This window comes from Corynebacterium gottingense, assembly GCF_002285125.1.
GTDB lineage: Bacteria > Actinomycetota > Actinomycetes > Mycobacteriales > Mycobacteriaceae > Corynebacterium > Corynebacterium gottingense.
Genome location: NZ_NSGN01000003.1, coordinates 229,302 through 254,664 on the forward strand (window position 1 = coordinate 229,302; position 25,363 = coordinate 254,664).

Consider the following 25,363-nt stretch of genomic DNA (forward strand, 5'->3'; position numbering starts at 1 on the left):
CTCGATCCTAGTGGCGGTAGTTCGGTGCCTCGACGGTCTGGGTGATGTCGTGCGGGTGGGATTCGCGCAGGCCAGCCGTGGTGATCTGAACGAACTGCTTGGTCTGCAGCTCCTCGATCGAGGCGGAGCCGGTGTAGCCCATCGCTGCGCGCAGGCCGCCGACGATCTGGTGGGTGATGGAGTCGAGCTCGCCGCGGAACGGCACGCGCCCCTCAACACCCTCCGGCACCAGCTTGTCCTCGCTGGTCACATCGGCCTGGAAGTAGCGGTCCTTGGAGAAGGAACGCTTCTCCCCCGTCAGGCCGCGGCCCTGCATGGCGCCCATGGAGCCCATGCCGCGGTAGCGCTTGTACTGCTTGCCGCCCACCACGACGATCTCGCCCGGGGCCTCGGCGGTACCGGCGAGCATGGAGCCGAGCATGACGGTCGATGCGCCGGCGGCCAGGGCCTTGGCCACGTCGCCGGAGAACTGCATGCCGCCGTCTGCAACGATCGGCACGCCCGCCTTGTGCGCCGGCACGGAGGCCTCCATGATCGCGGTGATCTGCGGCGCGCCGACGCCGGCAACAACGCGGGTGGTGCAGATCGAGCCCGGGCCGATGCCCACCTTGATGGCGTCCGCGCCGGCGTCGATCATCGCCTGCGCCGCGGAGCGGGTGGCCAGGTTGCCGCCGATGACGTCGAGGCGGTCGCCGAAGTCCTTCTGCACGCGCGCGACCATCTCCAGCACGCGGTTGTTGTGCGCGTGTGCGGAGTCGACCACGAGGGCGTCGACGCCGGCCTCGGCCAGCAGACCGGCGCGGTCGTAAGAGTCCTCACCGGTGCCGATGCCGGCGGCGACGAGCAGGCGGCCGTTCGCGTCCTTGGACGCGTTCGGGTACTGCTCCGTCTTCACAAAGTCCTTCACGGTGATCAGTCCGACCAGCTTGCCGTCCTTGGACACGATCGGCAGCTTCTCCACCTTGTTTGCGGAAAGCAGCTCGAGCGCCTTCTCCTTGGTCACGCCCTCTTCTGCCACGACCAACGGCATCGGCGTCATAATTTCGGCGACCTTGCGCTGGAAGTCGCGCTCGAAGCGCATGTCACGGTTGGTAACGATGCCCACGAGGCGCTCGCCCTCGTCCACGACCGGCAGCCCGGAGATCCGGAACCGGGCGCACAGCGCGTCCACGTCGTTCACGGTCATGTCCGGGCGCGCGGTAACCGGGTTGGTCACCATGCCAGACTCAGAGCGCTTGACCACGTCGACGTTCTCCGCCTGGTCCTGCGCGCTCAAGTTGCGGTGCAGCACGCCAATGCCACCCTGGCGGGCCATGGCGATGGCCATGCGCGACTCGGTGACGGTGTCCATCGCCGCCGACGCAATCGGCATGCCGAGGGTGATGTTGCGGCTGAACTTGGACGTCGTGGACACCTCGGCGGGCACGATGTGGGACTCGGCCGGCAGGAGCAGCACATCGTCGAAAGTCAGGCCCCGCAGCGCCACCTTGTTCGGGTCGTCGCCACCTGTGAGAACTCGTTCATTTGCCATATTGCTGCGTCTCCTCTCCCGCGCGGGTCACACCGTTTACTTTCCGTCATGATATATCGTCAGCGCCGTTTCACGTAAGGCGGGGGAATTGGCACGGGCCCGCAAAGCACATAGGGTTGGTGGTGTGAACTTAGATGACATGATGCCCAAGGACCCGTTCGCGGATGACCCGAACGATCCGGCGTCGTTTATTGAGGATGACGCGCTCCCGGAACCCCTCTCCCCGCAGGAGCGTGCCGACGTGCTGCGCGACCTGCAGTGCGTTCGCGACTGCATCCGCCGCCTGCAGCCCCGCGGCATCCGCGGCATCTATTTCATGTGCGACGACTGCGAGCAATGGCACTACTACGACTGGGCCATCATGGAACACAACATGCTGGCTACCCTGCGCAACCAGCTCCCGCCGGTGCACGAACCGAGCGCGGAGATTGATTACGACGCTTACGTCACCTGGGACTACGCCATGGGGTTCCTCGACGGCCTGGAGGCCCGCTAACTTCGGGCCCGGCGCTTCCTAGTAGTTCTGCGCCTGACCAAGCGCGTCGCTGTGGTCCTCCCCCGACCCGGCACCCTCGCTTTCCCCGGCTGCACCCTGATCCACCTGCGACGGCGCGACCGCCCCGTCCGCAGCGCTTTCCTCGTTCCCGGACTCTGCGCCCTGGCTTGGCGCAGCCGCGCTCGGTTGAGGTAGTGGGTTCGGGCGAACGGCACTGGACTGGCTGGACGGCTGAGCGCTCGGTCGGGCGGCAGCGCTGGACGCCGGCTGCTCCAGGGGCGGCTGCGGGCTGGCTGAGGGCACCACCGTTTCCGTCACGGTCTGCGGCTCCGGAGCGGAAGCCGGCGGCTCAGCAGGCGGCGGGGTGACCGTCACCGTGGAGACCTTGGTACGCATCGTGGTGATCGGGGCCCGGCCCTCTTCGCCGTCCCGGCCCTGATTTGCCCGCGGCTCCATGGATGCAAGCAGCGCCCTGGCCTGCTCGAACAGCGCGGAAGCCGCGTCCTTGTCGCCGGAGTCGTTGGCCGCCTCGAGCTCGTCGAGCGTGGCGGCCAGCTCGACGGCCGCGGTGCGGTCACCAAAGACTGCGGTCGCCGGGCCCCAGAGGGGCGAACCAGGGGTTGCGTTGTAGAGCGCCGCCCCGCTGCCGGTGACAACGGCGGTCGCCGCGGCAGCGCCGACCAGGCCGGAGACCCACGGGCTCACACCACGGCGCGACCGGCGCGGCTTCCGGGACGCGCTGCGGAACGTGATGACGGAACCTGCTGTACCGGTCTCGTCGGAAGCGTCGGGGGCGTCGGAGGCGTCGGGGTTGTCGGAGGGGGTCGACGTGGCGTCGATAAGCAGCGGCTCCGACGCGGGACGATCCACCTCGCCCTTCAAGTCCAGGAAGAGTGCCGCGAGCTCATCCTCGCCGCCGGAGGGGTCCTCGCCTGCGGCGATCGCATCAAGCCAAGCGTCTACGTCGGCTACCGCGGTGAACTCCTCGGTGGCCTCATCATCGCGCCGAGTCATTGTGCAACTCCCCTTCCTCCAGTTTTTTACGCAGCGTCGCCAGCGCACGGTACTGGGCAACTCGCACCGCACCCGCAGTCGAGCCCACAGCCTGCGCCGTCTCCTCTGCGGAAAGGCCGACGAACACCCTCAGGATGACGATGTCGCGCGCCTTGTCATTGAGTACATCGAGCAACGCGCGCGCTCTGTTACTCCCGTCCCCCACCAGCGCAAACTCCTCCGGAGTCAGGCCGTGAAACTCCGCATCCGGCACCTCTTCGGTGGGGGTGAGCTTGTCGCGCGAGAGCGCGCGGTGCGCGTCAGCGACCTTGTTAAACGCGATGCCGTACACGAACGCCATAAACGGCTTGCCCTGGTCCACGTAGCGGTGGATCGAGGTGGCCACCGCGAGGCAGATCTCCTGCGCGACGTCCTCCGCCGTGGGCATGCGGTGCCCGCCAATCCGTGCGCGGGTGTAGCGCAGCACCATCGGGTGCACGATGGCCAGCACCCGCTGCAGTGCTCGCTTGTCCCCGTTTGCGGCGAGGGGGACGAGCCGCTGCAGCTCGTCCTCATCGTGGGGAGTCGTCATCTCGCTCCTTGCTCGCTCGCCGGCTTAAGGTCCACCGTTTTAAGTAACCGTAGGAAGTGTAATAGGTCGCAGACCATAATGTTGCACCGCGGTCCAGTAGGCACACAAGCACGCAGAGCGCCTATCGACGCCACCTCCCCGGCATTTTCCGCACCTCTTCCAAGGTTCCCTTAAAGTTCACCAGCGCTTTACCTTTATCATCCACCCTGCTCACAGCGCATTTTTTCGGCGTTGCTTGCGCGAATACAGCTGTGGGACACCCATGGGAAACCTATCGTTTACCAAGGCGGTGGACACTTCGAAATCGGTGACGCCCCGCGCGGCCCGCCTGCACAACTTCACACGCTTTCTCTTCAGCACATTCTCTACAAGGAGCCTCTACGATAATGTCCCTGCCGCATCAGCTTCCCGGACCGAACGCAGACTTCTGGGATTGGCAGCTCCACAGCGCATGCCGTGGCGAAGCTTCCGAGGTGTTCTACCACCCGGATGGAGAGCGCGGACGCGCCCGCGCACAGCGCGAGAACCGCGCGAAGGCGATCTGCTACACCTGCCCCGTCCTCGAGCAGTGTCGCGAGCACGCGCTCCGCGTCGCTGAGCCGTACGGCATCTGGGGCGGCATGAGCGAGTCCGAGCGCCAGATGATCCTGCGCGGCGGGCACGGCAGCAGCGTGAAGGTGCCTGCTGCGGCCTCCGCAAAGTAGCGCCCACACAAAATGCCCCGGGACTTTAAGTCCCGGGGCATTTTGCCGGTCCAACCGGCGCGCGGTGAATCTACCGCTAGTGCGCGTGGCCTGCGTGGCCAGCGGCACCTGCGGCCTCGTCCTCCTCGGCCGGCTTGGTCACCACGGACGCTTCCGTGGTGAGCACCATGCGGGCGATGGAGGTGGCGTTGACCACTGCGGAGTGAGTCACCTTCACCGGGTCGATGATGCCCTGCTCGACGAGGTTGCCGTACTCGAGCGTGGCGGCGTTGAAGCCCTCGTCGTTGTTCATCTCGGCGATCTTGGAGACGACAACGGAGCCGTCCAGGCCCGCGTTGTCAGCAATCCAATACGCCGGCTTGCGCAACGCGCGGGCGACGGCCAGCACGCCGACCTTCTGCTCGCCCGCGAACTGCTCGGCGTAGGACTCGAGCTCCTTCGCAATCTGCACGAGCGCGGAACCGCCGCCGGCGATCACGCCCTCCTGCACCGCGGCGCGCGCGGCGTTGATGGCGTCCTCGACGCGCAGCTTGCGCTCGTTGACCTCGGTCTCGGTGGCAGCGCCGACGCGGATGACAGCGACGCCGCCGGACAGCTTGGCCAGGCGCTCCTCCGCCTTCTCCCGATCCCAGGTGGAATCGGTGGACTCGATCTCGCGACGGATCTGGTTGCGGCGCTCCTCGATGGCCTCGGCCGTCCCCGCGCCGTCGACAAGCACGGTGTCGTCCTTGGTCACGGTGACGCGGCGCGCGCGGCCGAGCTGGTCGAGGGTGGCGTCCTTGAGGTTGACGCCGACCTCCGGGTCGATGACGGTGGCCTGGGTGACCACGGCCAGGTCGTCCATGAACGCCTTGCGGCGCTCGCCGAAGTACGGCGCCTTGACGGCGGCGACCTTCAGGGTCTTGCGCATCGTGTTGACCACGAGGGCCTGCAGCGGCTCGCCCTCGACGTCCTCCGCGATAATCAGCAGCGGCACGGAAGACTCCGCGATCTGCTCCAGCAGCGGCAGGAAGTCCGGCAGCGACGAGATCTTGTTGCGGACCAGCAGGACGCGCGCGTCCTCGAGCACGGCCTGGCCGGCGTCCGGATCCGTCATGAAGTACGGCGACAGGAAGCCCTTGTCAAAGGAGATGCCCTCGGTGAGGTCCACGTAGGAGTCGATGGACTGGGACTCCTCGACGGTGAGCACACCGTCCTTGCCCACCTTGTCCATCGCGCCGGCGACCATCTCGCCGACCTCCGGGTCGCGGGAGGAGACCGTGGCCACGTTCGCGATTTCCGACGATGCCGAGACCGGCGTCGCACGCTCGCGCAGCTCCTCGACGACCTTCTCCGCCGCGGCGGCGATGCCCTTGTTCAGCTCGATCGGGTTCGCACCGGCGGCGACGTTGCGCAGCCCCTCGGACACGAGCGCCTGCGCGAGCAGGGTCGCGGTGGTGGTGCCGTCACCAGCGATGTCGTTGGTCTTGACGGCGACGGACTTGACCAGCTGCGCGCCGAGGTTCTCAAACGGATCCTCGAGGTCGATGTCACGCGCGATGGTCACGCCGTCATTGGTCACGGTCGGGCCGCCCCAGGACTTGGAGAGGACCACGTTGCGGCCGCGCGGGCCGAGGGTGACCTTGACTGCGTCGGCGAGGATGTCCACGCCGCGCTGGATGCCCTCGCGGGCCTCCTGTTCAAAAGCGATAAGTTTTGCCATTGGTGGCTAAGCCCCCTTCGCTTACTTTTCGACGACAGCGAGCAGGTCGCGAGCAGACAGCAGCAGGTACTCCTCGCCGTTGTACTTCAGCTCGGTGCCGCCGTACTTGGAGAACACGACGGTGTCGCCCTCCTTGACGTCCGGGGCGACGCGGTTGCCGTTGTCGTCCAGACGACCCGGACCAACAGCGATGACGACGGCTTCCTGCGGCTTCTCAGCGGCAGAGTCCGGGATAACCAGGCCGGAGGCGGTGGTGGTTTCAGCCTCTGCGATCTGGACGAGAACCTTGTCTTCCAGCGGCTTGATATTGACGTTTGCCATAATCGGTACCTTGGTGACCTTTCGTGATGTTGCGTTGCAATCTTGCAGGTTTTGCAGTTGTCTCGATTGTCTCGATGCGCAGCCGTCGTCGCGGGTAAACAACTGTGCTCTACACAACCTGGTTAGCACTCTACCCACACGAGTGCTAAGTCACAACAACACGGCCCCCCGAAATCGCTACTGCGCGTGATCCGCGTTCAGTACCGCGTTGCGCCAGAGCTCGTATTCCTCCGGATTGTCCTCACGGTAGTTCTGCACCGCGCGGATCGCCTGATCCACAGACTCGATGGTGCGCTCCTCCACGCTCTTGCCCTCGCGGTTGGTAAAGATGACCGGTCCGCAGATCGCGCGGGTCGGGTCCGTGAGAAACGCCGGGTTGTTCGTCGCCGCGGTGTTGCGCGCCAAAGAGGCCACCGGGTTCGGCTCCGCGCCCTGAGCGCGAGCCTCCGGGTTGAACAGCGCGTGGAAGCGGTTGCCTTCCTGCTCAAATGCGACGTCAACAAAGTCGTCGTGCATCCCGCCAAGGAAGTCACGCGCCGTGTCCTCATCAAACACGATGCGGCGGTAGCTCAGGTCCGGCGACACCAGGAAGCCGAACCGCTCCCGGTCCGCCTGCTCCGGATTCGTCGTGGTCTCCGGCGTGTGGCCCGTGGCGTGTGATGCATCAGTCATGGTCAGCAATCCTCCCTGGCGCAGTGCTGCTCTGGTGCAGTGATCTACTCTTGGCTCTACTCTCGCCCACCAACATAGTCACTCCCCAGCGTTTGTGCAGGAGCGAAAGCTCCTCCGGGCCAGGGGTCACGCGCCGACGAGCGGCGTTTCCACCTCGAGCGACGTGTCGGTGGCAGTGGACAGCGGGGACGGCCGCGCGCCCTCGTGGATGAGCTGGCCGGCCAGCGCAGCGATCATCACGCCGTTGTCCGTGCACAGCTTGAAGCTCGGAACCCGTAGCTCGATGCCGTGGGCCTCGCAGCGCTCGCGCGCGAGCCCGCGCAGCCGCGAGTTGGCCGCCACGCCGCCGCCGAGCAGCAGCGTCCGCGCACCGGTGTCCTCGCAGGCCATGACAGCCTTGGCGGTGAGCACGTCACACACCGCCTCCTGGAAGGAGGCACACACGTCTTCCATGCTGATGACGCGCCCCTCTCGCTCAGCGGCCTCCACGTAGCGGGCGACCGCGGTCTTCAGCCCGGAGAAGGAAAAGTCGAAGCGGTGCTCCCCGCGCAGGTCCTGCGCTTTGAACAGGCCGCGCGGGAACGCGATGGCGTTCGGGTCGCCTTGCGCCGCCAGCTTGTCCACCACGGGTCCGCCCGGGTACCCGAGGCCGAGGAGGCGGGCGACTTTGTCGTAGGCCTCGCCGGCGGCGTCGTCAAGCGTCGAGCCCATCTCCCGCATCGGGCGGCCCACGGCCTGGACCTCGAGCAGCTGGGTGTGGCCGCCGGAAACCAGCAGGGCGATGGAGTGCGGCAGCTCGGACTCGCCCTCCAGATTGGCCACCGCGACGTGGCCGCCGAGGTGGTTCACGCCGTAAAAGGGCACGCCCCAGGCGGCGGCGTACGCCTTCGCCGCGGACGCGCCGACCAGCAGCGCGCCGGCGAGGCCCGGGCCGACGGTCGCGGCGACGGCGTCGGGTTTGGCAATGCCGGCCTCGCGCAGCGCGGCCTCCATGACCTGCGGCATGGCCTCGAGATGGGCGCGCGAGGCGATCTCCGGCACCACGCCGCCGAAGCGCGAGTGCTGCTCCATCGAGGACGCGACGGCGTCCGCGAGGACCTCCATCGTCCCGTCCGGGTGCAGGTCCACGATGCCCACGCCGGTCTCATCGCACGACGATTCAATCCCCAGCACGATCATGCTTCCTGCTCCCCTTCTGGTGATGTATGACTTCCCCGCGCGGTCCTGCAGGGGCGCATCATAGCGTACGCGTCCGCGCCCGACGCCTGGTAATAGTTCTTGCGCACGCCGGTGGTGGCAAAGCCGTAGCGCTCGTACATGGCAATCGCGGGGGCGTTGTCTGTGCGCACCTCGAGGAACACGGGCCCGTCGAGCAGGTCGGCGGTGTGCAGGAGCTGGTCCATCAGTGCTCGGCCGACGCCGCGGCGCTGGTGCGCCGGGTCGACGCCGATGGTGTGGATCTCAAACTCGGGGTCCTCGCGCGGGCCCAGCATGGCCAGGCCGGCGTAGCCGATGAGCACGCCACCGTCAGTGTCGCCGTCATCGAAGGCGCCGACGTAGAAGGTGTGGCGCTGGGCAAACTCCGCCAGCAGCATCTTCTCGGTCCACGGCTGATCGCCCGCAAACAGGGCCTGCTCCAGCTCGGCCACGCGTACGGCGTCCGCCGGGACCAGTTCCCGAAACTGCACGTGCTCCCCTTACTTCCCCGGCGCGCGGAACTGGGAGAGGTCCACCTCCGGCAGGGCGGGCGACCTCGGGGTCGCCTTCGGCGGGACGGCGTCCGGGCGGCGCAGGTAGTGCGGCACCAGCGGGCCGGGAGTCGCGGTGAGGTCGGCCGCGGCGAGAAGACCGGCGGTGGTGGGCGCCTGGTAGGTCACCCGCTCCGCCTGCGCTGTGAGTCGTTCGGGGAGCTGCTCGGCGAGCTGCCCGGGGACCGAGCAGCTCGCCGCCGGCGGGCACTTCAACGCCGCCGGGGCCACCACGTCGGGGCCGTCCACGCGCGCGCCGGCGTCGTAACGCGCCCAGTACACCTCGCGCCTGCGGGCGTCGGTGACCACGAGGGCCGAGGGGGCGTCCAGCAAAGCGGCGACAGCGTCGTGCGTGACCACGCCGTGGACGGGGACGCCAAGGGCCTGGCCGAACGCGGACGCCGTTGCCATCCCCACGCGCAGGCCGGTGAACGGGCCGGGGCCGCAGCCCACCACGATGGCGTCGAGATCCGCAAACGCGCGACCCGCGCCCTGAAGGAGCTGCGTCACCGTGGGGACGAGCAACTCGTTGTGGGCGCGGGTGGCGGTCACGGATTCCGCGATTACCTCGCAGGAAGTAGCGCTGGCGGGGTCAGCGGGGTCGGAGACCTCCGCCAGGCCCGCGACCAGGTCTGTGGTTGCCGTGTCGAGTGCGAGTACAAGCATTACTGCGCCGGCATCATGAACCACTTGCCGCCCTGCTTGCCCACGATGATCGGGGTCTGCAGCGGGTACGCAGTGGTGGCCGGGGCCTGGCAGATGTCCACGTAGCGCAGATCCACCTTGTCCAGACCCGGCTCGGCGTTTTCATCCTGCTTCAGCAGCGCGACGTACGCGGTGTTCTTCTCGTCATCGCTGGCATTCTCGTCGGCGCTCATCTCCAGGTCGTCCTGGGAGAGGTGCAGCGCCTCCAGCTTGCTGTTCAGCAGCTCCGGCGGCTCAGTCGGGCACAGGGTGGTAAAGCCCATGTACTGCTCTGCGTCGTAAATCTGGCTCGGGTCCAGCATCTGCCCCATGAGCGCGTCGCCGCTAGGGTTGAGTTCCTCGATGGAGTCCTGCAGCGAGTTCGTCGGCGTCGCGGAGGCCGCCTGCGCATTCGAGCGGGACATGGGGATGAAAATCATCGCGACGAGCAGCACGACCCACAAAGCGCAGGCCAGCGCAACCCATCCGCGGTTGGTGTTGGAGAGCTTCAGCATGGGCTAAAGCCTACATTGACTGACCAGGATCGCCAGTTTGCCCCTCACCCGGCTCGCCGCCGCGCCACTTCCAGCCAATAATGCGCCCCTCCGAGTCGGGGTCCTCGCGCACCATCGTCTCGCGGTCCAGCGTGACCAGCAGGTAGCGCGACCCGAGCTGTTCGATCAGCCCGCCGCCCCACTCCGCGACCACCACGGCCCGGTCCAGCTCCGTATCCAGGTCCAGCGCGTCAAGCTCGCCGAGCGGGTCGCCGCTTGAGCCCTCACCGAGCAGCCGGTACGCGTCGACGTGAATCAGCGAGGGGCCGCCGGACAGCGACCGATGCTCCCGCGCAATCACAAACGTCGGGCTGGTCACCCGCCCCTTCACGCCGAGTCCGTCCGCAATGCCCTGCGTCAGCGTCGTCTTCCCGGCGCCGAGCGGCCCGTCCAGAATCACCACATCGCCCGCGCGCAGGTTCGCGCCGAGCTCGCGGCCGAGCGCCTTCGTCTCAGCCGCAGTTTCGCACACTCGTTGCACGTGTCTCCCTCGCCTTTCGCTTATCGACGCCCCTCTCTTCCCTCCCCAACATACTCCCGCACCGTCCTGCCCTTGGGCGCGCACAGCACCTCGTAATTGATCGTGCCCACCGCGCCCGCCAGCTCGTCCGCGCTCACGCCGCCGTCGCCGAAGAGCACCGCCTCGTCCCCCGGGCGCACGGGGCTGGCGCCGGTGGCGCCAGCCGCGCCGAGCCACAGCACGATCTGGTCCATGCACACCCTGCCCACCTGCGGATACCACTGCCCGCCGATGGTGGCGCCGAACTGCTCCTGCCACGAGCGGCCCACCCCGTCCGCGTACCCCACCGGGACCAGCGCCGTGTACCCGTCCTCCGGCGCCTGCCAGGTCAAGCCGTAGCTCACGGACTCGCCGCGCGCGATCGGCTTGACCGCCACCACGCGGGCCGCCCACGTCATCGCGGGCCGCAGCCCGTGGGTCTGGCCCGGCACCGGTTCATCGCCGTACAAGCTCAGCCCCGGGCGTACTTGCTCGCAGTGCGCCTCCGGGCAGGTCCACAGGGCCGGCGAGTTTGCGATGTGGTTGACCCGCGGGGCCAGGCCCGCCGCCCGCGCCTGCGCCTGGGCGCGGGCGAACGCGGCGAGCTGCTCCGCGGTAAACGGGTTGCCCGGGTCGTCTGCGCAGGCCAGGTGGCTCATCAGGCCGACGACGCGGATCGCCCCTTCCGCCTCGGCGCGCGCCGCCCGTGCGAAGGCCTCGGGCCACGCGTCCTCGTCCAGCCCGGAACGGTTCATGCCGGTGTCCACGATGAGGTGGACGCGGGTGGGGGTGGGGGTCGCGGGGGCGTCGAGAAGCATGCCCAGGTGCGCAAGCGAGGGGACGCCGACCTCGATGCCGGCGGGGATCTCCTCGCCCGGGGTCCACAGCCAGGCCAGGACCGGCTTGTCGGTGAGCTGGGCGACCTGGCGGGCCTCCGCGAAGGTGGCGACGCCGAACGCATCCGCGCCGTTGCGGTCCATCACCGGCACGCAGCGCTGCACGCCGTGGTTGTAGGCGTCCGCCTTCACCACGCACATCAGGCGCGCGGGACCCGCCTGTGCTGCGAGGACGCGAGTGTTGTGCGCGATGGCATCAAGGTCGATGCGGGTGACCAGGGGTTGCGGACGTGTTGGGCTCATGCACGCTATTGTGCACCACTCGGGTTCGGTTTAAAGCAAGTGCAGGACGCCGAGCAGGATGAGCAAGGCGGACACCGCCCACGTCGCGGCCAGGGTCACCGTGTGGGGGTTCGCACGCGCCCACGCAAACCCGCGGCCCGCCAGACTCTCCGGGCGCGCGCGGACCCAGCCGACCAGCAGCGCGGACAGGGTTGGCAGCGACAGGGCCACGGTTGCGTAGAGGACCAGCGACGTGTAGCGGATCTCCGGCGGAATGCCCGCCGTGGAGAGCAGGGCCAGCCCGCCATAGAACGGGATCGAGGTGGCCGATTGCACCACGCCGAGGATGAAGCCGGTGACCACCGTCAGGGCGTTTGGTTTGCGGAGCGGTTTCAAGATGGCGTCGATAAGCTTGCTGTTGTCCCCGCCCTTCAGCGCGAGCACCGCGGTAGCCAAGCCTGTGACCAGGAGGAGCACGCCGAAGATAGGGCCGTCGACGAAGTCGTGAACGAGGGGCCCGAGGCCGTCGAAAATAGCGAGCATGAGCAGGGCGAGGCTGGCTACACCCAGCCAATCGCCCGCGATGAGCAGCGCCGTGATGGCTGCGTAGGTGCGGCTGTGGCGGGGCACCATGATGCCTACCGCCACGATGACGCCGATAAGCAGTAGGTTCACCGAATCGACGAATGCGAGCGAGAGTGCGCCGAGCATCCTGCCACCTCCTAATTGTTCCCGGCTCACCCTAGCGGAAACGACGCGCGTGGCCGAAGCCGTGGACTGCGCACGTACGACGCACTGCTCGAGTACCATTGTCGGCGTGTCTGCGAAGTTGAAGAATCTTTCCGAACTGTCCAAGCGCGGCCCGCACCGCGTCCTCGAGGGCGACCTGGGCTACACCGGCCTGCCTGGCAAGGTGTACGCGCCGGTGGAAGGCAAGGACCTGCCCGCCGTGGCCTTCGGGCACGACTGGACCAAGAAGGTCGGCGATTACCACCGCTTCCTGCGCCACCTGGCCAGCTGGGGCATCGTCGTCGCCGCGCCGAACACGGAAACCGGGCTGGCGCCCGACCACCGCGGCTTCGCCGCCGACCTCGAAACGGCGCTGCAGATCTGCGCGGGCGTGCGCCTGGGCAACGGCAACATTACGGTCTCCTCCGGCAAGCTCGGCATGGTCGGCCACGGCATGGGCGGCGGCGCCGCGGTGCTCGCCTCCGTGGACAACCCGCAGGTTCGCGCCGTTGCGTCGATCTACCCCGCAAACGTGGCTCCCTCCTCCACGGAGGCGGCGCGCTCCACGTTCGTGCCCGCGATGATCATCGGCCCAGGCCCCGAGGGCGACGCACTGTTTGATCCGGGCAACCCCGCGAAGCTGGCCTACAACTGGGCCGGTGACGCGTGCTACCGCACCATCAAGAAGGGCGACCAGCAGGAGTTTTCCGAGGACGGCCTGCTCAAGCGCGTCCTCGGGCTGGGCAAGTCCAACCGCAGCATCCAAGAGACCGCGCGCGGTCTGGTCACCGGATTCCTCTTGCACCAGCTCGGCGGGGAGAACAAGTACTCCGCCTACTCCGACCCGGAGGCCGCGGGCGGCAGCGTGAAGTCGCTGGTGGGCGACGACCTGGCAGAGGCCGCCGGGCTGAGCCGCGACGACAGCGGGTTCTCGCTGTTCTAGGCGCGTACTAGGCCCGTTTTAGGCACGTTTTAGGCGCAGCCTCGCGATCATCCCTACCGTGGGCGCCTCCCGTTCGGTGGCTCGCGGCGCAGCACCGCCCGGATCGGCTTCTGCCCGTCCTCCGGCGGTTGTAGCAGCTTGGATGTCTTGAGCGGGTAGCTGTACTCTCCGCGCGGCACGACCAGCGGTGGCTTGTTCGGGTTCGCCTGCGCCATCGCGTGGTACTTCGCGGTCTGCGCCATTTTGCGCTGGTTGTCTCTGAGCATGGCCTCGAAATCCAGCATGCGCTTCTGGGTACGTCGCCGGTACTGCTCGGCAAACTCTGCGAAATCCATCACCATTCCCCTGTCTTCTTGATTGCCCACGGTTCATGCGCGTCCTGCGCTGGTTGCTCGGTGTGTTCAGGCTCTGCTGTGTGTTCGGTTTGTCCTTCGTGCTGCTCCGGTTGCGGTTCGACGCCCGGGTCAGCGGCAGCCGGTGGCTCGGGAGCCTGGGCCGCTTCGGTCGGCGCGCCCTCCAGGTGCGCGACCTTCTCCGGCGGCGGGGCTGGCTCCTCCACCTGCGCAAGCTCAGGTGGCGGCGGGATCACGCCGTCCTCGGGCACAGGTTCGGGCTCGGGCACCGGTTCGGGCTCGGGCTCCGACGTCGGTTCAGGCTCTGGCTCGGGCACCGGCTCTGGCTCTGGCTCCGTGACTTCGTGCGTACAGCACTCCGCCCCGGGGCACTCCGCCACCGCGTCGAGCGAGGCCGCAAAACAGTCGAGCCCCTCGAGCACTGCCGCGGCGCCGACCTGCACCAACGTGCCGACCCACGCAGAGGAATCCGAGGAAACCTGCTGCACCGGGGGCTGGAACTGCGACACCGTCTCGCAGTCCACCGCCTCAAGCCCCGCGTTGACGGCGCCGTCGAGCGCGTAGTTGAAGTTCACCTCAATGTTCATCGGCGGCATCTGCGGCGCTGGCGGCTGGACCACCTGCGGGAACACCCCGGCGCCAGCGCCCAACGCGGCGGACGCCGCCGACGTCGCGGCCTGTGACGCAGAGAGGCTCGCTGCGCCCACGCCCACTGGAGCGGGGCGCTCAACGCACCGCGACTCGAAGCGGGGGCACTCGCGCTGGGCCGGGGGCTCCGGTACCGGCGCGGGCTCCGGTGCGACAGCCGGCGGCGCCACAGGCTGCGGCGTCGGCTTCGGGGAGGGAGCCTGAACCGGTTCCGCGCACTGCGCAGCAACCGTCCCGGCCGCGCCCGCGCCCACGCCTCCCGCCGCGCCCGCGTCACAGGCACCGCCGCCGTACTCCACCTCGGGTGCCGGCTGCCGCTCAGCGACCTGCTCCACGCACTTCGCAATCGTGTCCAGGCAGTCCTCGATCACGCAGTTGCGGTCCGACGCGGTCGCATTCGCCTGCGTGAGCGCACCAATCGCCACGTCAATGACCTGGTCGGTGAGCTGCGGGAACCCGAACTTCACAATCATCTCCAGCATGGTGCACACCGGGGAGAGCATCTCCTGCATCGCAATGTCGCCCGTCGCGCACACGTCCTCGATGGCCTTGCAGCACTCCTCGATCTGCCCGCCGACCTCATCGACCTGCGTGAAGTGCTCGGCTTCCCGCTCGGCGTCCGAGGACTCACGCGCGGTGATGCCCACTTCGTCGAACCAGGGCCCGCAGATCGGCTCGCCTGTGGGACCGCGGCCGCCGCCGGGAGGTCCGAAGATGTCAGTCCCCAGGCTCCCGCCCGCGCTCACACTGCCCGTGCCACCGCACCGGCCGCGCAGCTGCGCACCCGTCTGCGCGAACTGGCTAAGGTTCTGGCCTCGCAACCTGTCGATGCTGCAGAGGAGCTCGTTCGCCATCCCCTGCGCGGTCGCACGTTTGCTTGGACACGCCACCGGCGCCGCCGAAATCAGCGACATCATCCGCTGCACTTCTGCCTCCACCGCCGTCACGAGAGCACCTCCCCGGCGCTAATCCCCGGCCCAAAGCCGGACGCGTTGCCCTCGTCCGTGCGCGCCACGTCGGAGGCGAGCTGCATGATGCGTTCCCAGTTGTGTGTGCGGGTGCGTAAGTAGGCGGACGTGGTGGCGTCGATAAGCTCGAGCGCCGCCGCGATCCGCGCCCCCTGACTCGCAAACCCCTGGCCAAAGCTCGCGGGCTCAACCCGCGCGGGATGCGCCGCGATGGCCTCCCCCGCCGCCTGGTACGCGCCGATGGCTTGCGTGTAATGCTCGCGAACCGCCTGAACATCGACGTCGACGCCGTGCTGCGATACGCTCATTGTTTCCACCCCCATGATGTCCCCCGACCCGCGTGCGCGGGCCGCTGTTTTTGTTGTCCCCTTATTAGACGCAGCTACACCCCCTCCGGTTCCCTCTCCCCGGAAACTTTTTCAAACCCCCTGTTTCCGGGGGCGGGAACCGACTGCGCGGGACGCCTGCTCGCAGACTACACGGCCGCGACCACGGCGGCGAGGCGACCGGCCACCTCGCGTGCGTGCTTCTCGTCCGAAGCCTCCACCATCACGCGGAAGATCTCCTCGGTGCCGGAGGCGCGCAGCAGGACGCGGCCCTGGTCTCCCAGCTCTTCCTCCGCGGCTTCCTTCGCGGCGATGACCTCCGGGTCCTTGAGAATGGCGGACTTATCCGACACCGGCACGTTGATCAGCTGCTGCGGCAGCACCTGCATCACCTGCGCCAGCTCGGCGAGCGTCTTGCCGGTCTCCGCCATGCGCGCCATGAGCAGCAGGCCGGACAGGGTGCCGTCGCCGGTGGTGGCGTGGGCCGGGACGACGATGTGGCCCGACTGCTCGCCGCCGAGCGAGAAGCCGCTGCGATTGAGCGCCTCGAGCACGTAGCGGTCGCCCACCGCGGTCTCCTCGACGGCGATGCCCTCGCGCTGCATCGCAAGCTTCAGGCCGAGGTTGCTCATCACGGTGGCAACGAGGGTGTTGTCCGCCAGGGAGCTGCGCTCCTTCATGCCGGTGGCCAGGATGGCCATGATCTGGTCGCCGTCGACAATGTTGCCCTCCGCATCCACGGCCAGGCAGCGGTCCGCGTCGCCGTCGTGCGCCAGCCCGATGTCTGCGCCGTGCTCAACCACGGCCTTCTGGATCTGGTCCATGTGGGTCGAGCCGGAGCCGTCATTAATGTTGAAGGCGTTCGGAGCGTTGTGGATCGCCGTCACCTCAGCGCCCGCGGCCTCGTACGCCTTCGGGGCGACTTCCGACGCCGCGCCATTGGCACAGTCCACCACGACTTTAATACCGCTGAGGTCGGTGGTCATCGCCTCGGCGAGGTGCGCGAGGTAGCGCTCCTGCGCGTCCGGCGCCTCCTCGATCACGCGGCCGATGCCGGTGCCGGTGGGGCCGGTCTCCTCCAGCGTGGCCATGGTCCGCTCGATCTCGTCCTCAACGTCGTCCGGCAGCTTCTTGCCTCCCGCGGAGAAGAACTTGATGCCGTTATCCGGCATCGGGTTGTGGGAGGCGGAAATCATCACGCCGATGTCCGCGCCGTAATCATCAGTCAGGAACGCCAGGCCCGGCGTAGGAATCACGCCGACGCGGAGCACGTCCACGCCTTTCGACGCCATCCCCGCCGCCATCGCCGCCGCCAGCATCTCGCCGGAAACGCGCGGGTCACGCCCAATCAGGGCGGTCGGGCGGCGCTTGGTGGAGCGCCGGTCGCGCGTCAGCACGGTCGCGGCCGCCGCGCCAAGTTTCATTGCCAGGGACGCCGTGAGCTTCTCGTTTGCAAGTCCACGGACGCCGTCAGTTCCAAACATTCGAGTCATACGGACAATTATGCAGCACACCCCGGCGGCGCACAGGTGCGGGGCCTGCCCGAGCCCCCCACCAATGACAAAACGCCGCCACCCCAGGTGAACGGGGCGACGGCGTAAAGCCTTGCAGTAATGGAAGCGATTAACGCTTGGAGTACTGCGGTGCGCGGCGGGCCTTGTGCAGACCTGCCTTCTTGCGCTCGACGGCACGTGCGTCACGGGTGAGCAGGCCGGCCTTCTTCAGGGTCGGGCGCTCAGCCGGGTTGTACACGTTGAGTGCGCGGGCGATGGCCAGACGCAGTGCGCCTGCCTGGCCGGTCGGGCCGCCACCGTTGAGGTTGGCCTTGATGTTGAACTGGCCTTCGCGCTCGAGCAGCGTCAGCGGCAGGAGGATGTCCTGCTGGTGCAGCTTGTTCGGGAAGTACTCCTCGAACTCGCGGCCGTTGACGGTGATCTTGCCCTCGCCCTCGGTCACGGTGATGCGAGCGATTGCGCGCTTACGGCGACCGACGGTCTGGATCGGACCCTCGTGCAGGTTCACCGGCTCGGCGACGGTCTCCTCGGACTCGTCAACCTCGGGCGCAACTGCGTCGCCGATGGTGTAGTTGAATTCCTCGGTTGCGGCGGTGGCGGCGTCGATGTCGCCAGCGTCTGCAACGTTGTTCTCTGCGTTGGTGTTCGGCTCGGTCATTACTGTGCCACCTGCTTAAACTCGTAGGTTTCCGGCTTCTGCGCAGCGTACGGGTGCTCGTCGCCGACGAAGACGTGAAGCTTCTTGATGGACTGACGGGAAAGCTTGTTGTGCGGCATCATGCCCTTCACAGCTTCCTCGATCACGCGGTCCGGACGCTCGTCCAGGGCGCGGCCCAGGGTCATGGACTTCAGACCACCCGGGTAACCGGAGTGGCGGTAGCGCATCTCACGATCGCGCTTGTTCGAGGAGATGTGGATCTTGTCGGCGTTGATCACGATGACGTGATCGCCGGTGTCAACGTTCGGTGCGAACTGCGGCTTGTGCTTGCCACGCAGGATGTCCGCTGCGGTGGAAGCGAGCTTGCCCAGCACCACGTCGGTTGCGTCGATGACGTACCACTTACGGGTAATGTCACCGCTCTTCGGGTGGTAAGTAGACATGCATGACTCCTTAAAGTCTGTCTAGATGGCTGCCGGCCATACTTCGGTGCCCGCGCCCCCAACGGCGGCCGGTGGAGACCCGATGGGCGCGTCGCCGGTTCAAACCGGCAGGACACACAGGGGTATAACCATACGCGATGTCCACCTCAGCTCCAAAACAGCGAAGCGCCGCCGCAGGATCCCCCAATCCCGCAGCGGCGCTCACGTTTCCCCCTGTATTGATTCCCCCGAATCTTCCCCCGAGACCCCCTGTTAGCCCCAGCTGTTTGCTGCGGCGTTGTTAACGGCGCTCATGGTGTTGTTGCCGTCCTCGACGGTGTTGGCGATCTGATTGAGGATCTCGTTGAGATCCGCCGCCGCCTGATCCCACTTGGCCTGGTGCGCCATGTAGCTGGTCGCGGCCTCGCCTTCCCAGGTCGCCGTCATCGGACGGATGACCTCCTTGAGCTCGTTGAGCTGGCCGTTGATGGTGGCGGCGGAGGTGCGGATGTCCTGGGCAGTGCTGCCGATCTGGCCAAAGTCGTACTTGATGTGCATGTCAGTGGTGTCCTTTCGGTGGTGTGTGAGTTGTGGTTACAGCGCCAGTCCCGCGGAGCCGGACAGCTGGTCCAGGCTCTCGGTGGTGGTCACATCGGTGTTCTCGTAGTGCTTGGCGTTGTCGCGGATGTTGTGCGAGATGTCCGTCAGCGCCTCGGTGAGTCGGCGCTGGGCGTCGTCGTAACGCATCATCAAGCCGTCGAAGCTGCGCTGCGCGCTGCCCTGCCAGAACGTGCGGACGGACTCGGCGACCCCCTGGATCCGGTCGATCTCGCGGTTGACGTCCGCATTGACGGAGTCAGCGTGGTCTGCCGTGGAGCGCATCACATCGGCTTCAGTCTGAAAGTTGCTCATGGTTCCCCCTCGTATCAAGAGTGTCTGGTTGGCAAACAGTCACTGTGTTGTGCTGTTCATATATTGGACGTAAAAAGATGCCCGTCGGTTCCCTCGGTTGAGAAAAAAGTTTTCTACCCTTCCAAGGCAACCACCCCTTTATCCGCCTCTACCTGCACGTTTCCCCCATCAAAGCGTGCAGAATTCATTGCCATCGCGCACGTCGCTTCCTGGATCTGCGTCGGTGCTTCGCGCGTGTGGCACCCCACCGAGAGCTGCACGTTGCCCTCGGGCCAGGTCTTCCACAGCGCCTGCGAGCCGTCCGCCGCCCGTTCCAGGTAAGTCACTGCGTGCCCGTCGGTGGTGACCAGCTCGACGTCGTCGTCAAGCGCAATATCCTTGCGCAGCTGCTCCGCAAGCGTCTCCGGGGGCAGGTTGAACCGATCGTCCACGCTCAGCTGCAATCGGAAGTTCGGGTCGGGCCCGACCGCACGCCACATGTCGCCGTCCTGCTCCAACGTAAACCCGGCGGGCAGCTCGACGCTCAGACCCTCCTGCTCAATCACTTCGGGCGCAGGGGCTTCATGCTTATCGACGCCCCCTCCCCCGGCTCCATCCACCCCGGTCTCCCCAAACAAGCCCCGGACGGTGAGCCATACCGCCACGGCGCACGCGAGCACAACCACCCCGACGACGCCGGCGAGGACCCACGTGCCGCGGCGGTTCGTGTCCGGCGCCAGCTCGCCCGCAAGCCCCTGCTCCGGCTGTGGTCGCCGCACCGGCGAAGGCCGCGCCGGGTACGCCTCGGCGGGCCCGATGCCGTCGGGCTCCTCCCGGAGCCGGTGCCGCGGCTCTGGCGCTGCGCTAGCCTGCTCAGGCTCGTGAGCGTCGCTGTGCTCCCATTCGTCCGTGGCGAGTTCGCCGGTGAGGTGGACGTCATAATCTGCGAGCGCCTGGTCCACCGCGTGGATCACAGACTCCTGGGCCACGAGGTGCACGTGCGCCCCGCCCGGGTCGGGCCCGAAGATGCTGCGCACGTTGCGCGCCACCTCAGCCGGTGTCGGCGCGTCCAGGCGGTGCAGGTTTGCCGCGCCGGAAAAGGTGGTGGCCTGTTTCGTGATGACCACGCGCAGCGTCGGCGTGTCTTGAGAAGTAAAGGTACTGGTCATAGGTGTTCTCCTTCCTCATACGGGGCACACAGCTGCACCGTGCCCACCGTGGTCCCGGCCTGCACCAGCGTCGCCCGCCCCGGGGCCTGCGGCGTCGGCTTCACGCCGAACAAGGCGCCCTCGTCGCGGGTGCCGTCCATCACCAGCACATCCGGGTGCACGTCCTTCATCGCGCCGAGGAAGCCGCCGAACAGGGCTCGCGAAACGCCGCCGAACTTGCGGGCGGCCACCACGTGCAGGCCGATGTCCCGGGCGTGCGGAAGCAGCGCTACGACGTCGCGCAAGTGCTCGTCGCCGACGAGCTCCAGGTCGTCGATGACCAGGTAGATGTCCGGCCCGGACCACCAGGAGCGCTGCGCCAGCTGCACCTGTGTGACGTCCGCGCCGGGCAGGCGGGACCGCATCGTGGTCACCAGCGCCTTGGTCGCGTCCGCGATCGCCGTCGACGAAGCCGCGTACGCCGCAGTCATCTCGTCCGACGCGCGGCCCAGGTGGGCCCGGCGCGGGTCGCAGATGACCATGCGCGCCTGCTCGCGGTCCATCGCCTCGATCGCGGTGATCGCGCTGGCAATCACGGTGGACTTGCCCGACCCGCCCGTGCCGATGGCCAGGACGTGGCCCGACTCGCAGCGCACCGGCGCCAGGTGCGGGCCGCCGATGCCGAGGGGGATCGTGGGTGGGGTGGGCGTGGCGTCGTTAAGCAATGCCCCTGTGGTGACGTGGGCGGGCAGGACCTTGAGCCTGGGGACCGGCGTTTGGTCAGCGGCCTGGGCGGCGATGTGCGCGAGGTCCTGCGTGTTCGCGCGGGCGAGCAGCATGTGCTTGCCGCCGGGCGTGAGTCCGTGGCCGGGCTTGGCGGGCAGTTTTTGTTGGAGTTTGCGGTCAATGAGCGAGTCCATCGGCTCGGTCAGGTGCAGCTCGTAGCGGGTGCCAATGAGGTCGCGCACGTTGGGGCGGATCGCGTTCCAGCGCTGCGTCGTGACCAGCAGGTGCACGCCCGCGGCCGGCCCCTCCGAGGCGATGCGCGCGAGCGGCTCCTTGAGGTCCTCAAACTTGGAGTCCGGCGCGGTCAGCGTGTGCCAGCCGTCGATGAGCAGGATGGTCTCGCGCGCGGGGCGCATGCTTGCCGACGCCACCTCGATCACCCCCGTCACCTCATCCACCACACGGCGCACGCGCTCCTCGTCGCTGCGCAGCGCCACCCCCGCGACGTGCGGCAGGCGCTCCAGGTCGTCGAGGCCGCCGCTGCCCGCGTCGATTCCGTAGACCGCCAGCTCCTCGGTGGTGTGGTGCAGGCAGAGGGCGGCCACGATGGTGCGCAGCGCCGACGACTTCCCGGTCTGCGGCCCGCCGGCGATCGCGATGTGCCCGCCGGAGACGGAGAGGTCCACCATGAGCGGGTCTTGGCGTTGGCGGTAGGGGTCGTCGATAAGCCCGGCGGGTGCCCGGAGCCGTTCCGCGCCGGTCCCGCTGACGGTGTGGAGCTCCAGCGCGTCCGGCAGCGGCGGCAGCCACACCTGGTGCGCGCGCATCCCCGCCGCATCCGCGAGTTCGCGGGCCCGCTGCACCACCGCGTCCAGCGTGGTCGTCGTGGCGTCCGTGTCCACCTTCGTCAGCGCCTCCAGCGCGGGCGGCTCCCAGCCCTCGAACAGGCGCACCGCCGGTGCCTCCGCCGACGCCCCCTCCACGACTCGCCTGGTCAGCGGGCCAGACACGTAGGAGGCGCGGAACCGGACCAGATCGGGCGAGCCCGCCTTGAGGAATCCGGACCCGGGCTCGCCCGGCAGCTCGTAGGCATCCGGCACGCCCAGGACCTGGCGGGACTCACCCGCGCTAAACGTCTTCAGGCCGATGCGGTACGACAGGTGCGAATCCAACCCGCGCAGCTTGCCCTCGTCCAGCCGCTGGGAGGCCAGCAGCAGGTGCACGCCGAGCGAGCGGCCCAGCCTGCCCACCGCCACGAACAGGTCAGCAAAGTGGGGGTGCTGCGTGAGCAGCTCGGAGAACTCGTCCACGATGATCACCAGCGCCGGCAGCGGGTCCAGCGCCTCTCCGCGCAGGCGGGCCGCAGTGTAGTCGGTGATGTTGGCAAAGTTCCCGGCGGTACGCAGCAGCTCCTGGCGTCGATTCATCTCCCCTGAGATGGCGTCGTACATGCGCTCCACCAGCACGGCTTCATCTTCCAGGTTGGTGATCACCGCGGACGTGTGCGGCAAGGCGTCGCAGCCCAGGAAGGTCGCGCCACCCTTGAAGTCCACGAGCACCAGGTTCAGCTCATCAGGCGAATGGGTGGCGGCGAGGGCGGCGACCAAGCTCCGCAGCATCTCCGACTTACCGCTGCCCGTCGCACCGATGCACAGTCCGTGCGGGCCCATGCCGCCGTGCGCCGCCTCCTTGAGGTCCAGGTACACCGCCTGCCCGTCCGGCGTGGCCCCAATCGGCACCGTCAGCCGCTGCCTGGTCCCCTCCCGGCCCGGCCACATGGTGTGCATATCCAGCGTCTGCACGTCGTCATAGCCCAGCATGGCCAGCAGGTCCCCGCCCGTCTTGCGCGCCCCGGTGCCGTCGTCGGGCCGGCGGTAAAACGCCAGGTGGCGGGCGATGATCTGCGCCTCCTCGTCCGCGAACCGGTCGGGCGTGCCGAGATGCTCGGAGCCAGATTCCGTCATCGCCGTCAGCGTGTCCTCGCACACAACGTGAAAGGCGTGCTCGTCCACAAACGCGTCCGCGTCTGGGTGCACCGTGATCACGCAGTCCGCGGCCTGGGCAGTCTGGGCTATCGACGCCGCGTGCCCCCGCTGCCCCGCTCCCTCCGGCTCCGCCTGCGCATCAAGGACCGCGACGCGAAACTCCGCCTGCTCCGGCTCCCTGGTGTGCGGCAGCCACTTCGCCCACCGCATCCCGGAATGTTCCAGGTCCAGCCCTACCAGCTCCGGGCCGTGGAAGAACGCCAGCTGGGACACGATCGCGCGAGCCACCTCGCGGGCGCGCGGGCCCGCCAGCGTCACCGAAGGAAACGCGGCGAGCTGCACCACGATCGGCATGCCCGCCACTGTGTTCACCGCCGCGACGGCACGTCGCAGGCTCACCGCGCACACCGGATCCAAGTCCTCGGGCGAGCCCGGGTCCTCCACCTCAACCGGCGTGCACAGCGCCATGTTGCCGGTGCCCAGCCGCACCTGCAGCGCCTCCGGGCTCGCGGCGGTGCGCTCCCACACCCGGTAGGTGGGCACGCCCGTGAGCAGCAGCGCGGGCTCAGGGTGCACGTAGGTGAAGTGCTCGCGCTGCTGGACCGCATTGGTGCGCGCCCGACGCGTCAGCGCGTCAAGGTGGCGCAGATAAACGCGCCGCGTTTCGTCCATATCGCCCTGCTGCTCCTGCGGTTGGAACATGGCGAGCAACCCGAACGCCATCATGAGCGGGAAGATGAGCATCATCGGCCCCACGGCGCGCCCCGAAAGCATCATCAGCGCCATCACCGCGCCGACCGCCACCATCATGATCACGGGCATAAGAATGCGCAGCATGGGCATCGGCTGCTGCTTCTGCGCCTGCGGCACGGCCTCGGCGTGCAGCGCGCCAGCTGGCAGCGCAGGCGCCTCTCCCAGCTGCGTCGGCGCTGGCGCGAGCACCGGGTTGTGGTCGACTCCGAGCACGGGACGAATCCCCCCCCCTATCGTTGCTGGCCACAGCCGCTGGTTCCCCCGAACCAGCCCCCGAGCTGTGGACGTGCCCGGCAGTTTACGCCATACTTGGCACCACCGCGCGGCAAATGGGGGTCCGCGCCAGATTCACGGGGGTTTATACCTTGGTAGCCACGTCCGCGCACCACATCGTGCGCATGACCGTCCGCGTCAGCGCCGTCTCGTTCCACCGCGACATCGACTTGACGCTTCCCACCTCGTCCACCTTCGCGGAGATCCTCCCGGAACTCGCCACGTATGTGGAGCTGCCGCGCATCCATCGCCCGTGGGAGGCCACCACCGTCGGCGGCGAGCCCCTGGACATGGTGACGCCGCTGCACAAGCTGAAGCTTCGCGACGGCAGCGTCGCCGTCCTCCGACCCCAAGAGGTCACCGAACCGCCCATGGTGCGCGACGCCGCGGAGTCCCTCGACGTGGCCGCCGCCGGTGCCCGGGATACGCGCGGGCTGAGCGTGTTCGCCTCCTTCGCCGGCTGCGCCGGGCTCGCCGTGGTGGCTGGCATGTTCGTATCCACCCCAGTCGCGCTCGGGCTGGGCGTGCTCGCCCTGTTCGCCCTCTCCATGGGCGCCGGTTCGCGGGCCCTGTTCGCACCGCTTCCCGCGCTCGCCGGTGCCGCCGTCGCCCTCTGGGTGGCGGGCGCGCCCGCGCAGTGGGACGGTGGCGCCGACCCGGCGCTGGGGGTGCTCGCTGGAGCCGCCACCGCGTGCGTGCTGCTCGCCGGCGGCGCCGTCGCAGGGCTGGCCGCCACCTTCCCGGCGACGCTCACCGCCGCGCTGGCCGTGCTGCTCAGCGCGGGGGCGTGCGGCGCGTGGTTGCCCGCGCGCCACGCGCCCGCGGCGCTCGCCGTCCTCGCCTGCCTCATCGCAGTGCTTTCCACGCCCGCCATCGCCACCCGCGCCGCCGGGCTGAAGGTGCCGCGCGTGCCCACCGCCGGCGAAGCGTTCACCACCGCGGACGGGTACCAGGTGGACGTCGATAAGCGAAGTGCCCGTGCTGTGACCATCGTTGCCGCGATCTCCTGCGCGGTGGCGGCCTGCCTGGTGCCGTCGATACTCGCGACCGTGTGGGACGGCGGGGCCTGGCCGTTCGCCTTCGCGGTGTGCACCGCGGGCGCGCTGGCCATCTACGCGGGGCGCAATCACTACCCGGTGCCGCGGGCCGCGCTCACCGCCGCGGCGCTCGGGGCGGTGCTGGCCTGCGCCGTCGCCGTCGCACGCAGTGCCCACCCGCACCCGGTGTGCATCGCGCTCGTCGTGTTGTTGGCACTGGTGGCAGCGACGGCGAGCCTGTGGATCCCGCGCGTGCCCGAGCTCGAGCCGACCACCGTCGTGTGGTTCGAGCGTGCCGAAACCGCGGCCATCATCGCGGCGATCCCGCTGGCCGTGCACCTGACCGGCGCGTTTTCCATGATTCGGGGGCTGTGA

Annotated in this window: 27 protein-coding genes; 4 read left to right on the forward strand and 23 right to left on the reverse strand. The window is 68.2% G+C overall.

Translation table 11 applies throughout. The annotated features are described in order from the left end of the window. Nucleotides 1-7: 7 nt before the first annotated feature. Complete coding sequence (gene guaB / locus CKJ82_RS04635; RefSeq protein ID WP_095537220.1) at nucleotides 8-1,531, reverse strand: IMP dehydrogenase; 1,524 nt, start codon at nucleotides 1,529-1,531, stop codon at nucleotides 8-10. A gap of 124 nt (nucleotides 1,532-1,655) precedes the next feature. Between guaB and CKJ82_RS04640 the strand changes: the two genes are divergently transcribed. Beyond that, nucleotides 1,656-2,027: a DUF5319 domain-containing protein gene (locus CKJ82_RS04640; protein WP_205691377.1), complete on the forward strand. Its 372-nt coding sequence runs from the start codon at nucleotides 1,656-1,658 to the stop codon at nucleotides 2,025-2,027. A gap of 18 nt (nucleotides 2,028-2,045) precedes the next feature. Here the strand turns inward: CKJ82_RS04640 and CKJ82_RS04645 are convergent, their stop codons facing one another. Beyond that, on the reverse strand, nucleotides 2,046-3,041 hold the full coding sequence (locus tag CKJ82_RS04645) for a hypothetical protein (protein WP_095537221.1): 996 nt from the start codon (nucleotides 3,039-3,041) through the stop codon (nucleotides 2,046-2,048). Next, nucleotides 3,025-3,612, reverse strand: coding sequence for a sigma-70 family RNA polymerase sigma factor (locus tag CKJ82_RS04650; RefSeq protein ID WP_095537222.1), 588 nt, complete (start codon nucleotides 3,610-3,612; stop codon nucleotides 3,025-3,027). The genes CKJ82_RS04645 and CKJ82_RS04650 overlap by 17 nt, the downstream gene beginning before the upstream one ends. Before the next feature lie 386 nt (nucleotides 3,613-3,998). On the opposite strand from CKJ82_RS04650, the gene CKJ82_RS04655 reads away from it, so the two are divergent. After that, a complete protein-coding gene (locus CKJ82_RS04655) occupies nucleotides 3,999-4,316 on the forward strand; it encodes a WhiB family transcriptional regulator (protein ID WP_095537223.1) in 318 nt (105 codons plus the stop codon). Nucleotides 4,317-4,392: 76 nt separating this feature from the next. Here the strand turns inward: CKJ82_RS04655 and groL are convergent, their stop codons facing one another. From groL to CKJ82_RS04705, 10 genes are all read right to left on the reverse strand, one after another. After that, nucleotides 4,393-6,018, reverse strand: coding sequence for a chaperonin GroEL (gene groL / locus CKJ82_RS04660; RefSeq protein WP_095537224.1), 1,626 nt, complete (start codon nucleotides 6,016-6,018; stop codon nucleotides 4,393-4,395). 21 nt (nucleotides 6,019-6,039) lie between these two features. Then, a complete protein-coding gene (groES, locus tag CKJ82_RS04665; RefSeq protein WP_038588532.1) occupies nucleotides 6,040-6,339 on the reverse strand; it encodes a co-chaperone GroES in 300 nt (99 codons plus the stop codon). Nucleotides 6,340-6,516: 177 nt separating this feature from the next. Beyond that, on the reverse strand, nucleotides 6,517-7,011 hold the full coding sequence (locus CKJ82_RS04670; RefSeq protein ID WP_233125644.1) for a hypothetical protein: 495 nt from the start codon (nucleotides 7,009-7,011) through the stop codon (nucleotides 6,517-6,519). 126 nt (nucleotides 7,012-7,137) lie between these two features. After that, a complete protein-coding gene (tsaD, locus tag CKJ82_RS04675) occupies nucleotides 7,138-8,190 on the reverse strand; it encodes a tRNA (adenosine(37)-N6)-threonylcarbamoyltransferase complex transferase subunit TsaD (RefSeq protein ID WP_095537225.1) in 1,053 nt (350 codons plus the stop codon). Beyond that, nucleotides 8,187-8,699, reverse strand: coding sequence for a ribosomal protein S18-alanine N-acetyltransferase (gene rimI / locus CKJ82_RS04680; protein ID WP_095537226.1), 513 nt, complete (start codon nucleotides 8,697-8,699; stop codon nucleotides 8,187-8,189). Before rimI ends, tsaD begins: the two co-directional genes overlap by 4 nt. 9 nt (nucleotides 8,700-8,708) lie before the next feature. After that, a complete protein-coding gene (gene tsaB / locus CKJ82_RS04685) occupies nucleotides 8,709-9,425 on the reverse strand; it encodes a tRNA (adenosine(37)-N6)-threonylcarbamoyltransferase complex dimerization subunit type 1 TsaB (protein WP_095537227.1) in 717 nt (238 codons plus the stop codon). Beyond that, nucleotides 9,425-9,958, reverse strand: a complete 534-nt coding sequence (locus CKJ82_RS04690; RefSeq protein ID WP_095277808.1) for a hypothetical protein — start codon at nucleotides 9,956-9,958, stop codon at nucleotides 9,425-9,427. Before CKJ82_RS04690 ends, tsaB begins: the two co-directional genes overlap by 1 nt. Nucleotides 9,959-9,968: 10 nt before the next feature. Next, nucleotides 9,969-10,478: a tRNA (adenosine(37)-N6)-threonylcarbamoyltransferase complex ATPase subunit type 1 TsaE gene (gene tsaE, locus CKJ82_RS04695; RefSeq protein ID WP_240510684.1), complete on the reverse strand. Its 510-nt coding sequence runs from the start codon at nucleotides 10,476-10,478 to the stop codon at nucleotides 9,969-9,971. A 20-nt stretch (nucleotides 10,479-10,498) separates the two neighbouring features. After that, entirely contained in the window at nucleotides 10,499-11,635 is a 1,137-nt protein-coding gene (alr, locus tag CKJ82_RS04700) for an alanine racemase (protein ID WP_095537228.1), read from the reverse strand. 30 nt (nucleotides 11,636-11,665) lie between these two features. Next, nucleotides 11,666-12,325 carry a hypothetical protein gene (locus tag CKJ82_RS04705; RefSeq protein ID WP_095537229.1) on the reverse strand — a complete coding sequence of 220 codons (660 nt, stop codon included), beginning with the start codon at nucleotides 12,323-12,325 and terminating at the stop codon, nucleotides 11,666-11,668. A gap of 106 nt (nucleotides 12,326-12,431) precedes the next feature. On the opposite strand from CKJ82_RS04705, the gene CKJ82_RS04710 reads away from it, so the two are divergent. Next, complete coding sequence (locus tag CKJ82_RS04710) at nucleotides 12,432-13,286, forward strand: poly(ethylene terephthalate) hydrolase family protein (RefSeq protein ID WP_095537263.1); 855 nt, start codon at nucleotides 12,432-12,434, stop codon at nucleotides 13,284-13,286. Nucleotides 13,287-13,339: 53 nt separating this feature from the next. On the opposite strand, the gene CKJ82_RS04715 is transcribed toward CKJ82_RS04710, so the two are convergent. The 10 genes from CKJ82_RS04715 to eccCa all read right to left on the reverse strand — a co-directional run bounded on the left by CKJ82_RS04715 (nucleotide 13,340) and on the right by eccCa (nucleotide 23,891). Further along, nucleotides 13,340-13,621, reverse strand: a complete 282-nt coding sequence (locus CKJ82_RS04715) for a hypothetical protein (protein ID WP_133064017.1) — start codon at nucleotides 13,619-13,621, stop codon at nucleotides 13,340-13,342. Then, complete coding sequence (locus CKJ82_RS11770) at nucleotides 13,621-15,234, reverse strand: hypothetical protein (protein WP_165765381.1); 1,614 nt, start codon at nucleotides 15,232-15,234, stop codon at nucleotides 13,621-13,623. Before CKJ82_RS11770 ends, CKJ82_RS04715 begins: the two co-directional genes overlap by 1 nt. After that, nucleotides 15,231-15,563 carry a hypothetical protein gene (locus CKJ82_RS04725; RefSeq protein WP_095537230.1) on the reverse strand — a complete coding sequence of 111 codons (333 nt, stop codon included), beginning with the start codon at nucleotides 15,561-15,563 and terminating at the stop codon, nucleotides 15,231-15,233. Before CKJ82_RS04725 ends, CKJ82_RS11770 begins: the two co-directional genes overlap by 4 nt. A 167-nt stretch (nucleotides 15,564-15,730) precedes the next feature. Then, complete coding sequence (gene glmM, locus CKJ82_RS04730) at nucleotides 15,731-17,074, reverse strand: phosphoglucosamine mutase (RefSeq protein WP_095537231.1); 1,344 nt, start codon at nucleotides 17,072-17,074, stop codon at nucleotides 15,731-15,733. Between the two features lie 130 nt (nucleotides 17,075-17,204). Continuing rightward, nucleotides 17,205-17,753, reverse strand: a complete 549-nt coding sequence (gene rpsI, locus CKJ82_RS04735; RefSeq protein WP_095277824.1) for a 30S ribosomal protein S9 — start codon at nucleotides 17,751-17,753, stop codon at nucleotides 17,205-17,207. Then, nucleotides 17,753-18,196 (reverse strand): 50S ribosomal protein L13, encoded by a 444-nt coding sequence (rplM, locus tag CKJ82_RS04740; protein ID WP_038588493.1) that lies wholly within the window; start codon nucleotides 18,194-18,196, stop codon nucleotides 17,753-17,755. The genes rpsI and rplM overlap by 1 nt, the downstream gene beginning before the upstream one ends. Nucleotides 18,197-18,448: 252 nt before the next feature. Next, complete coding sequence (locus tag CKJ82_RS04745) at nucleotides 18,449-18,733, reverse strand: WXG100 family type VII secretion target (protein WP_095277827.1); 285 nt, start codon at nucleotides 18,731-18,733, stop codon at nucleotides 18,449-18,451. Between the two features lie 36 nt (nucleotides 18,734-18,769). Beyond that, nucleotides 18,770-19,087 carry a WXG100 family type VII secretion target gene (locus CKJ82_RS04750; RefSeq protein WP_095277829.1) on the reverse strand — a complete coding sequence of 106 codons (318 nt, stop codon included), beginning with the start codon at nucleotides 19,085-19,087 and terminating at the stop codon, nucleotides 18,770-18,772. Between the two features lie 113 nt (nucleotides 19,088-19,200). Continuing rightward, nucleotides 19,201-20,235 carry a type VII secretion-associated protein gene (locus tag CKJ82_RS04755; protein WP_095537232.1) on the reverse strand — a complete coding sequence of 345 codons (1,035 nt, stop codon included), beginning with the start codon at nucleotides 20,233-20,235 and terminating at the stop codon, nucleotides 19,201-19,203. Then, on the reverse strand, nucleotides 20,232-23,891 hold the full coding sequence (gene eccCa / locus CKJ82_RS12090; RefSeq protein ID WP_095537233.1) for a type VII secretion protein EccCa: 3,660 nt from the start codon (nucleotides 23,889-23,891) through the stop codon (nucleotides 20,232-20,234). The genes CKJ82_RS04755 and eccCa overlap by 4 nt, the downstream gene beginning before the upstream one ends. Nucleotides 23,892-24,043: 152 nt before the next feature. Between eccCa and eccD the strand changes: the two genes are divergently transcribed. After that, nucleotides 24,044-25,363 (forward strand): type VII secretion integral membrane protein EccD, encoded by a 1,320-nt coding sequence (eccD, locus tag CKJ82_RS04765; RefSeq protein ID WP_165765382.1) that lies wholly within the window; start codon nucleotides 24,044-24,046, stop codon nucleotides 25,361-25,363.

Excerpts from the sequence above, each read along its gene's own strand:
- guaB (WP_095537220.1), bottom strand. The coding sequence starts at position 1,531 with ATGGCAAATGAACGAGTTCTCACAGGTGGCGACGACCCGAACAAGGTG.
- CKJ82_RS04645 (WP_095537221.1), bottom strand. The coding sequence starts at position 3,041 with ATGACTCGGCGCGATGATGAGGCCACCGAGGAGTTCACCGCGGTAGCC.
- CKJ82_RS04650 (WP_095537222.1), bottom strand. The coding sequence starts at position 3,612 with ATGACGACTCCCCACGATGAGGACGAGCTGCAGCGGCTCGTCCCCCTC.
- CKJ82_RS04655 (WP_095537223.1), top strand. The coding sequence starts at position 3,999 with ATGTCCCTGCCGCATCAGCTTCCCGGACCGAACGCAGACTTCTGGGAT.
- groL (WP_095537224.1), bottom strand. The coding sequence starts at position 6,018 with ATGGCAAAACTTATCGCTTTTGAACAGGAGGCCCGCGAGGGCATCCAG.
- groES (WP_038588532.1), bottom strand. The coding sequence starts at position 6,339 with ATGGCAAACGTCAATATCAAGCCGCTGGAAGACAAGGTTCTCGTCCAG.
- CKJ82_RS04670 (WP_233125644.1), bottom strand. The coding sequence starts at position 7,011 with ATGACTGATGCATCACACGCCACGGGCCACACGCCGGAGACCACGACG.
- tsaD (WP_095537225.1), bottom strand. The coding sequence starts at position 8,190 with ATGATCGTGCTGGGGATTGAATCGTCGTGCGATGAGACCGGCGTGGGC.
- tsaB (WP_095537227.1), bottom strand. The coding sequence starts at position 9,425 with ATGCTTGTACTCGCACTCGACACGGCAACCACAGACCTGGTCGCGGGC.
- CKJ82_RS04690 (WP_095277808.1), bottom strand. The coding sequence starts at position 9,958 with ATGCTGAAGCTCTCCAACACCAACCGCGGATGGGTTGCGCTGGCCTGC.
- alr (WP_095537228.1), bottom strand. The coding sequence starts at position 11,635 with ATGAGCCCAACACGTCCGCAACCCCTGGTCACCCGCATCGACCTTGAT.
- CKJ82_RS04705 (WP_095537229.1), bottom strand. The coding sequence starts at position 12,325 with ATGCTCGGCGCACTCTCGCTCGCATTCGTCGATTCGGTGAACCTACTG.
- CKJ82_RS04715 (WP_133064017.1), bottom strand. The coding sequence starts at position 13,621 with ATGGATTTCGCAGAGTTTGCCGAGCAGTACCGGCGACGTACCCAGAAG.
- CKJ82_RS04725 (WP_095537230.1), bottom strand. The coding sequence starts at position 15,563 with ATGAGCGTATCGCAGCACGGCGTCGACGTCGATGTTCAGGCGGTTCGC.
- glmM (WP_095537231.1), bottom strand. The coding sequence starts at position 17,074 with ATGACTCGAATGTTTGGAACTGACGGCGTCCGTGGACTTGCAAACGAG.
- rpsI (WP_095277824.1), bottom strand. The coding sequence starts at position 17,753 with ATGACCGAGCCGAACACCAACGCAGAGAACAACGTTGCAGACGCTGGC.
- rplM (WP_038588493.1), bottom strand. The coding sequence starts at position 18,196 with ATGTCTACTTACCACCCGAAGAGCGGTGACATTACCCGTAAGTGGTAC.
- CKJ82_RS04745 (WP_095277827.1), bottom strand. The coding sequence starts at position 18,733 with ATGCACATCAAGTACGACTTTGGCCAGATCGGCAGCACTGCCCAGGAC.
- CKJ82_RS04750 (WP_095277829.1), bottom strand. The coding sequence starts at position 19,087 with ATGAGCAACTTTCAGACTGAAGCCGATGTGATGCGCTCCACGGCAGAC.
- CKJ82_RS04755 (WP_095537232.1), bottom strand. The coding sequence starts at position 20,235 with ATGACCAGTACCTTTACTTCTCAAGACACGCCGACGCTGCGCGTGGTC.